This is a genomic window from Rhizobacter sp. P3_C12 (genome assembly GCF_056402735.1).
Window position 1 is genome coordinate 20,593 of record NZ_JBFUGW010000061.1, and the last position, 6,590, is coordinate 27,182.

Consider the following 6,590-nt stretch of genomic DNA (forward strand, 5'->3'; position numbering starts at 1 on the left):
CCTCAGGCTTCATCCGCCAGCAGCGACAGCCCGAGCAGCGCACGCCGCTTCAGCCACGGGCTCGGGCGGTAGCGCGGATCGCCGTAGAAGGCGTGCATGCGTTCGAGGATCGTGAGCACCGTGCGCGCGCCGAGCCGGTCGCCCCAGGCGAGCGGTGGCAGCGGGTAGTTCAGGCCGAGCTTGACGGCGAGGTCGATGTCGGCCGGCGTCGCGATGCGCTGCTGCGCGATGTCGCAGGCGATGTTGACGATGGTCGCGACGACGCGCTGCGCGACCAGCCCCGCGCTGTCGCGGATCACGGTGACCGGCACGCCGTCGGCCGCGAACAGGCCGTGCGCCGCCTCGCGCCAGGCGGCGGTGGTGGCCGGCGTGGTCATCACGACGCGGCGGCGCGACAGGTCGAACAGCGTCTCCACCGCCACCGTGCGCTGCGCATCGAGGCCGAGGCGCTGCACGCAGGTCGTCGCATCGTCGCCGACCGGTGCGACGACGCACAGGCTCTCGGCACRCGGCRCGGCGCCGTCGTCGAGCGGCACGCCRAGCRTGGCCACCAGCGTGCGCAATGCAGCCGGCGCATCGGGCGCGAGCCACACCGACGCCGGCCGCGCGGCCGGTGCCGCCGCCTCGGCGATCGCCTGCTTCTGCCCGCCGTCGTAACGGTAGAAGCCGCGCCCGGCCTTGCGCCCGACCAGGCCGGCGGCGAGCATCTGGCGCGTCAGCGGCTGCGGCCGGTAGCGCGGCTCGTCGTAGTACTGGCGGTAGATGGATTCCATCACCGGGTGCGACACGTCGAGCGCGGTGATGTCCATCAGCTCGAACGGGCCGACGATGAAGCCGGCCACGTCGCGCAGCACGCGGTCGACGGCGTGGAACTCGGCCACGCCCTCGGCGAGGATGCGCAAGCCCTCGGTGCCGAAGCCGCGTCCGGCGTGGTTGACGATGAAGCCCGGCGTGTCCTTCGCGCGCACCGCGGTGTGGCCCAGGCGCCGGCCGAGCGCCAGCAGGTTCAGCGTGACGGCCGGGTCGGTCAGCAACCCGTCGACCGCCTCGACCACCTTCATCACCGGCACCGGGTTGAAGAAGTGGAAGCCGGCCACCCGCGCCGGCAGCCGCAATGCGGCCGCGATCGCGGTGACCGACAGCGACGAGGTGTTGCTCGCGAGCACGCAGTCGTCGCGCACCAGCGCCTCGAGCTGGGCGAACAGCGCCTGCTTGGCGCCGAGGTCCTCGACGATCGCCTCGATGACGACATCGCAGTCGCGCAGCGCCTCGAGCGTGGCGACCGGCGCGAAGCGCGCGGTGGCGGCTGCCGCCTGTTCGGCGCTCAGCTTGCCGCGTTCGTGCAGCGTGCGCAGCGTGATGGCGAGCTTTTCGCAGCCCGCCGCCGCGCCGCCCTCGCGCGCATCGAAGACCCGCACCGCGAGCCCGGCCTGCGCCGCGATCTGCACGATGCCCATGCCCATCACGCCGGCGCCGACCACGCCGAGGGTCAGCGGGGCGGTGGCGAAACGAGGTTGTTCATCCGGGGGATCGGTCTGCATTGCGGAACACCGTTCTTCGAGCTCGAGACAGCCGGCGATTGTTCTCGGCGCCGTCTTCGACTGTCAATCAAGGTCTCCTCGCGGAAATCGCTCATTGCCAATCTTCCTTGAACATTGACAATTCACGATATTTACTTGATATTGTATTTTGGCGATATTCAATTTTTATCGCTGATCGGACATACCCATGGATTTGCAGGTTGCCACCATCGCCCAACTCTCACCGCATCTTCGCGCCTTGCGCAAGGCGCGCAAGCTGACGCAGGCAGACCTCGGTCGGCTCCTCGGCGTCAAGCAATCCCGCATCGCTGACATCGAGGGCGACCCGGGCTCCGTGAGCGTGTCGCAGCTGCACAAGATGCTCTCGGCGCTCGGCGCGCAGATGCTCTTGCGGGAATCCGATGGAGGCGGCTGGGTCCCCACCGGCAAGGGCCCGGCCACCCAGCCCCTTTCCCGGATTCGTGCAGCGAAGAAGTCCACCGGAAGCTGGTGATGGGCCAACTCACCGTCTGGATGAATGGCGAGTTGGTGGGCACCTGGTCCGACGAGCACTCGCACTCGTTCGAGTACGCATCGAGCTGGCTCGCCTCCGAGCGCGCACGCCCGCTGTCCTTGTCGCTGCCGCTCACCTCCACGGGGCATCTGCGCGGAGCAGTGGTCGAGAACTACTTCGACAACCTGCTGCCGGACAACGATGACATCCGGCGGCGCATCCGAAGCCGGTACGGCACGCGTTCCACAGATGCCTTCGACCTGCTTGCAGCCATCGGGCGCGATTGTGTGGGTGCAGCTCAATTGCTCCCAGTGGGCCAGGAGCCTCACGACATCCGCCGGGTCGAGTACGAACGCCTCACCGATCGCGACATCGAGCGCATCTTGCGCGAGGTGCCCGTGACGCCGGCCTTCGCGGCAGCCCGACCCACGGACGACTTCCGCATTTCCATTGCCGGCGCGCAGGAGAAGACCGCGCTGCTCAAGCACCGGGGAAGCTGGTGCCGGCCTCTGAATGCCACGCCGACCACTCACATCTTCAAGCTCCCATTGGGCAAGGTGACGAAGTACGACGCGGACTTCAGCGCCTCGGTGGAGAACGAATGGTTGTGCGCCCAGATCCTTCGCGAGCTCGGCCTCGACGTGGCCACCACCGAGATGGCCCACTTCGGTGAACAGCGCGCCCTCGTCGTGGAGCGATTCGACCGCCAGTGGACCGACGACCCCGACGCGTACCTGCTTCGGCTTCCGCAGGAAGACCTGTGCCAGGCCGCCGGCAAGCCTCCCGCAGCCAAATATGAGAAGGACGGTGGCCCGGGCATTCGGGAATGCCTTGAGGTACTGGGCAACAGCGAGGCGCCGTGGCTCGCGCGCCTCGAGTTCACGTTGGCTCAGCTTGCTTTCTGGCTGCTGGCGGCACCCGACGGCCATGCGAAGAACTTTTCCATCTTCATACACCAAGGTGGCGCCTACTCGTTGACACCGCTCTACGACGTCTTGTCGGCCTGGCCCATCATCGGCAAGGGCGCGCGTCAACTGCCGTACCAGGATGCCGGGCTCGCGATGGCGCTGCGTTCCAGGAACGCACACTGGAAATTCGGCGAGATCGAGCCTCGCCACTGGCACCAGCTGGCCCAGCAGGCGGGCGAAGCGGTGTGGCTCAACATGGTCGAAATGGTGGAGGTCGTGGATCCGGCACTCGATCGAGTCGAGGCCTTGCTCCCGAAGGGATTCCCCGACCCGGTCTGGAGCACCATCTCGGCCGGTGTGCGCCGCCATGCGAAGAAGTTCCTGATGACGGCGAAGCGCCTCTGACACCTTGGCGACAGCGGGATTCACCGTGTTTACAAGCCCCCGCCCCGCTCCTAGCATGGCTTTTCCATGCCGTCTGCCCTCCCCGCCCACTTTGCCCACTGGCCGCCCGGCCTGCCGCACCACCTGACGCTGCCGCAGACCAACGTCTTCCACAACCTGCAGGTGTCGGCGCAGCGTTTTCCGGACAAGGCGGCGGTCATCTTCTACGACAGCGTGATGACGTATGCCGAGCTGCTGGCCGGCAGCGAGCGCATCGCCGGCTGGCTGCAGCATGAAGCCGGCGTGCAGGCCGGCGACCGCGTGCTGCTCTACCTGCAGAACAGCCCGCAATGGGTGATGGCGTTCTACGGCATCCTGCGCGCCAACGCGGTGGTGGTGCCGGTCAACCCGATGAACCGCAGCGAGGAGCTGCGCCACTACGTGCACGACAGCGGCGCGCGCGTCGCCATCGTGCCGCAGGACCTGCTGGCCCAGATGCAACCGCTGCTGGATGACGTCGGCGAGAACCACCTGCAGCGGCTGCTCGTCGTCACCTATGCCGATGCGCTGACCGTGCCCACCGACCTGCCGGTGCCCGAGGCCGTCTCGGCCACGCCGCGCTCGTTCGACGCACCGAACCTCACCGCGTGGCGTGACGCCCTCGCAAGAAATCTTCGCCCCGGCCCGCTCACCGCCGGCCCCGACGACCTGTGCGTGATGCCCTACACCTCCGGCACCACCGGCCAGCCCAAGGGCTGCATGCACACCCACCGCAGCGTGATGAGCACGCTGGTCGGCGGCGTGCAGTGGTTCGGCCGCACGCAGGATGCGGTGTACCTGTCGGTGCTGCCGTTCTTCCACGTCACCGGCATGGCCGGCAGCCTGAACGGCCCGCTGTACCTCGGCGCGACGATGGTGGTGCTGGCGCGCTGGGACCGCGACGCCGCCGCCCGGTGCATCCAGCGCCACCGCGCGACGGTGCTGCAGGCGATCTCGACGATGGTGGTCGACTTCCTGTCGAACCCGCGCTTGCCAGACTACGACCTGGGCAGCCTGCAGGGCATCCGCGGCGGCGGTGCGGCGATGCCGGCGGCCGTGGCGGCGCGCCTGCGCGAGCTGACCGGGCTGGACTACGTCGAGGGCTACGGCATGACCGAGGCGATGGCCGCGACGCACATCAACCCGCCGCACCGGCCGAAGCCGCAGTGCCTGGGCATCCCGGTGTTCGATGTCGACGCGCGGGTCATCGACCCGGCCACGCTCGCCGAGGTGCCGGCCGGCGAGACCGGCGAGGTGGTCGTGCACGGCCCGCAGGTGATGCGCGGCTACTGGAACGACGAGGCCGCCACGCGCGACGCCTTCATCGAGATCGGCGGCCGCCGCTTCCTGCGCACCGGCGACCTCGCGCAGGTCGATGCCGACGGCTATTTCTTCATGGTCGACCGGCTCAAGCGGATGATCAACGCGTCGGGCTTCAAGGTGTGGCCGGCCGAGGTCGAATCGCTGATGTACCGCCACCCGGCCGTGCTCGAGGCCTGCGTGATCGCCGCCCGCGACGCCCACCGCGGCGAGACGGTGAAGGCCTTGGTGGTGCTGCGCGCCGGCCACGAGGCCGTGTCCGCGCAGGAGCTGATCGCGTGGAGCCACGAGCACATGGCCGCCTACAAGAGCCCGCGCATCGTCGAGTTCGTCGCCGCGCTGCCGAAGTCCGGCACCGGCAAGGTGATGTGGCGCGAGCTGCAGGAGCGCGAACTCGCCACGTCATCGACACCCCAACCTGGAGACAGCCCATGACCCCCATCCCCCTGTTGCGGCGACGCTCGCTGATCGTCGCCGCCGGCGGCGCGGCCCTGGCGGCGCCGCTGCGCGTGCTGCGCGCCGAGAGCTTCCCGAGCAAGCCCATCACGCTGATCGTGCCGTGGCCGGCCGGCGGCTCCACCGACCGCCACCTGCGCACGCTGGCCGACATCGCCGGCAAGCTGCTCGGCCAGAACGTCATCGTGCAGAACCAGCCCGGGGCCGGCGGCACGCTCGGGCCGGGGATGATGGCGCAGACGGCGAAGCCCGACGGCTACACCCTCGCGCAGTTCCCGATGGGCATGCTGCGGCTGCCACACATGCAGAAGGTGAACTGGCACCCGATCAACGACTTCACGTTCATCATGGGCGTCTCCGGCTACACCTTCGGCTTCACGGTGCGCGCCGATTCGCCGTTCAAGACCTTCAACGACTACATCGAGGCAGCGCGCCGCGAGCCCGGCAAGATCGACTACGGCTCCACCGGCATCGGCACCTCGCCGCACCTGCTGATGGAAGAGCTGGCCGACAACGCGAAGGTCCGGCTGAACCACATCCCGTTCAAGGGCAACGCCGACCTGCAGCAGGCGCTGCTCGGCGGCCACGTGATGGCGCAGAGCGATGCGACCGGCTGGGACAAGTTCGTCGACAACGGCCAGATGCGGCTGCTCGTCACCTTCGGCGAGCGGCGCACCAAGCGCTGGCCGAACGTGCCGACCGCGAAGGACCTGGGCTACGGCGTGGTGTCGAGCTCGCCGTACGGGCTGGTCGGGCCGAAGGGCATGGACCCGGCGATCGTGAAGACGCTGCACGATGCCTTCAAGAAGGCGATGGACGACCCGCGGCACGTCGAGCTGCTCGACCAGCTGAACCAGGAAGCCTGGTACCGCAGCGGCGACGACTACGCCGCCTGGGCGCGCGAGACCTTCGTGAAGGACAAGGCCTTGATCGAGCGCCTCGGCCTCGCCGCGAAGGCCTGACGTGGGCGTGCTTGCGTTGGTGTCACCCCTGCCCGTGGCGCCGTATGCCGGCGCCTTGCGGCGCGCGGCCCAAGGCATCGATGTGTGGACCAGCGACGACGAGGCGCCGCCGGAGCGCGTCGAGGCCCTGCTCGCGTGGCGCCTGCAGCCGGGGCAGCTCGCGCGCTGGCCGAACCTGCGCCTGGTGTGCAGCATCGGCGCGGGGGTCGACAAGCTGATGCCGGCGGACTTGCCGGCGTCGGTCGTGCTGGCGCGCGTCGTCGATCCGAACCAGGGCTGCGAGATCGCGCAGTACGTGCTGGCCTGCACGCTCGGCTTCACCAGGGATCTCGGGCGCTATGCGCAGCAGCAGGCCGCGGCGCAGTGGCTGCGGCACCCGGTGCGGGCGGCGGCGCAGTGCCGCGTCGGCCTGCTCGGGCTCGGGGCCGTCGGGCAGGCGGTGGCGCGGGCCTTCCTGCCGCTGGGCTACCCGGTGGCGGGCTGGATC

6 protein-coding genes are annotated in these 6,590 nt (G+C 69.3%); 5 read left to right on the forward strand and 1 reads right to left on the reverse strand.

What is annotated here, in order from left to right; all coding sequences use genetic code 11:
* Positions 1 to 2: 2 nt before the first annotated feature.
* Entirely contained in the window at positions 3 to 1,541 is a 1,539-nt protein-coding gene (locus AC1DXV_RS12425) for a 3-hydroxyacyl-CoA dehydrogenase (RefSeq protein ID WP_477933790.1), read from the reverse strand.
* 187 nt (positions 1,542 to 1,728) lie between these two features.
* On the opposite strand from AC1DXV_RS12425, the gene AC1DXV_RS12430 reads away from it, so the two are divergent.
* The 5 genes from AC1DXV_RS12430 to AC1DXV_RS12450 form a co-directional block, all read left to right on the forward strand.
* The gene (locus AC1DXV_RS12430; RefSeq protein ID WP_477864721.1) at positions 1,729 to 2,034 is read left to right on the forward strand and encodes a helix-turn-helix domain-containing protein; all 306 of its coding nucleotides are present in this window, start codon (positions 1,729 to 1,731) and stop codon (positions 2,032 to 2,034) included.
* Positions 2,034 to 3,347: a type II toxin-antitoxin system HipA family toxin gene (locus AC1DXV_RS12435; RefSeq protein WP_477933792.1), complete on the forward strand. Its 1,314-nt coding sequence runs from the start codon at positions 2,034 to 2,036 to the stop codon at positions 3,345 to 3,347. Before AC1DXV_RS12430 ends, AC1DXV_RS12435 begins: the two co-directional genes overlap by 1 nt.
* Positions 3,348 to 3,413: 66 nt before the next feature.
* On the forward strand, positions 3,414 to 5,120 hold the full coding sequence (locus AC1DXV_RS12440; protein ID WP_477865626.1) for a long-chain fatty acid--CoA ligase: 1,707 nt from the start codon (positions 3,414 to 3,416) through the stop codon (positions 5,118 to 5,120).
* Positions 5,117 to 6,103, forward strand: coding sequence for a tripartite tricarboxylate transporter substrate binding protein (locus tag AC1DXV_RS12445; protein WP_477865627.1), 987 nt, complete (start codon positions 5,117 to 5,119; stop codon positions 6,101 to 6,103). Before AC1DXV_RS12440 ends, AC1DXV_RS12445 begins: the two co-directional genes overlap by 4 nt.
* A gap of 19 nt (positions 6,104 to 6,122) precedes the next feature.
* Positions 6,123 to 6,590: NAD(P)-dependent oxidoreductase (locus tag AC1DXV_RS12450; RefSeq protein ID WP_477933794.1), on the forward strand; the 468-nt coding region annotated here is incomplete at its 3' end.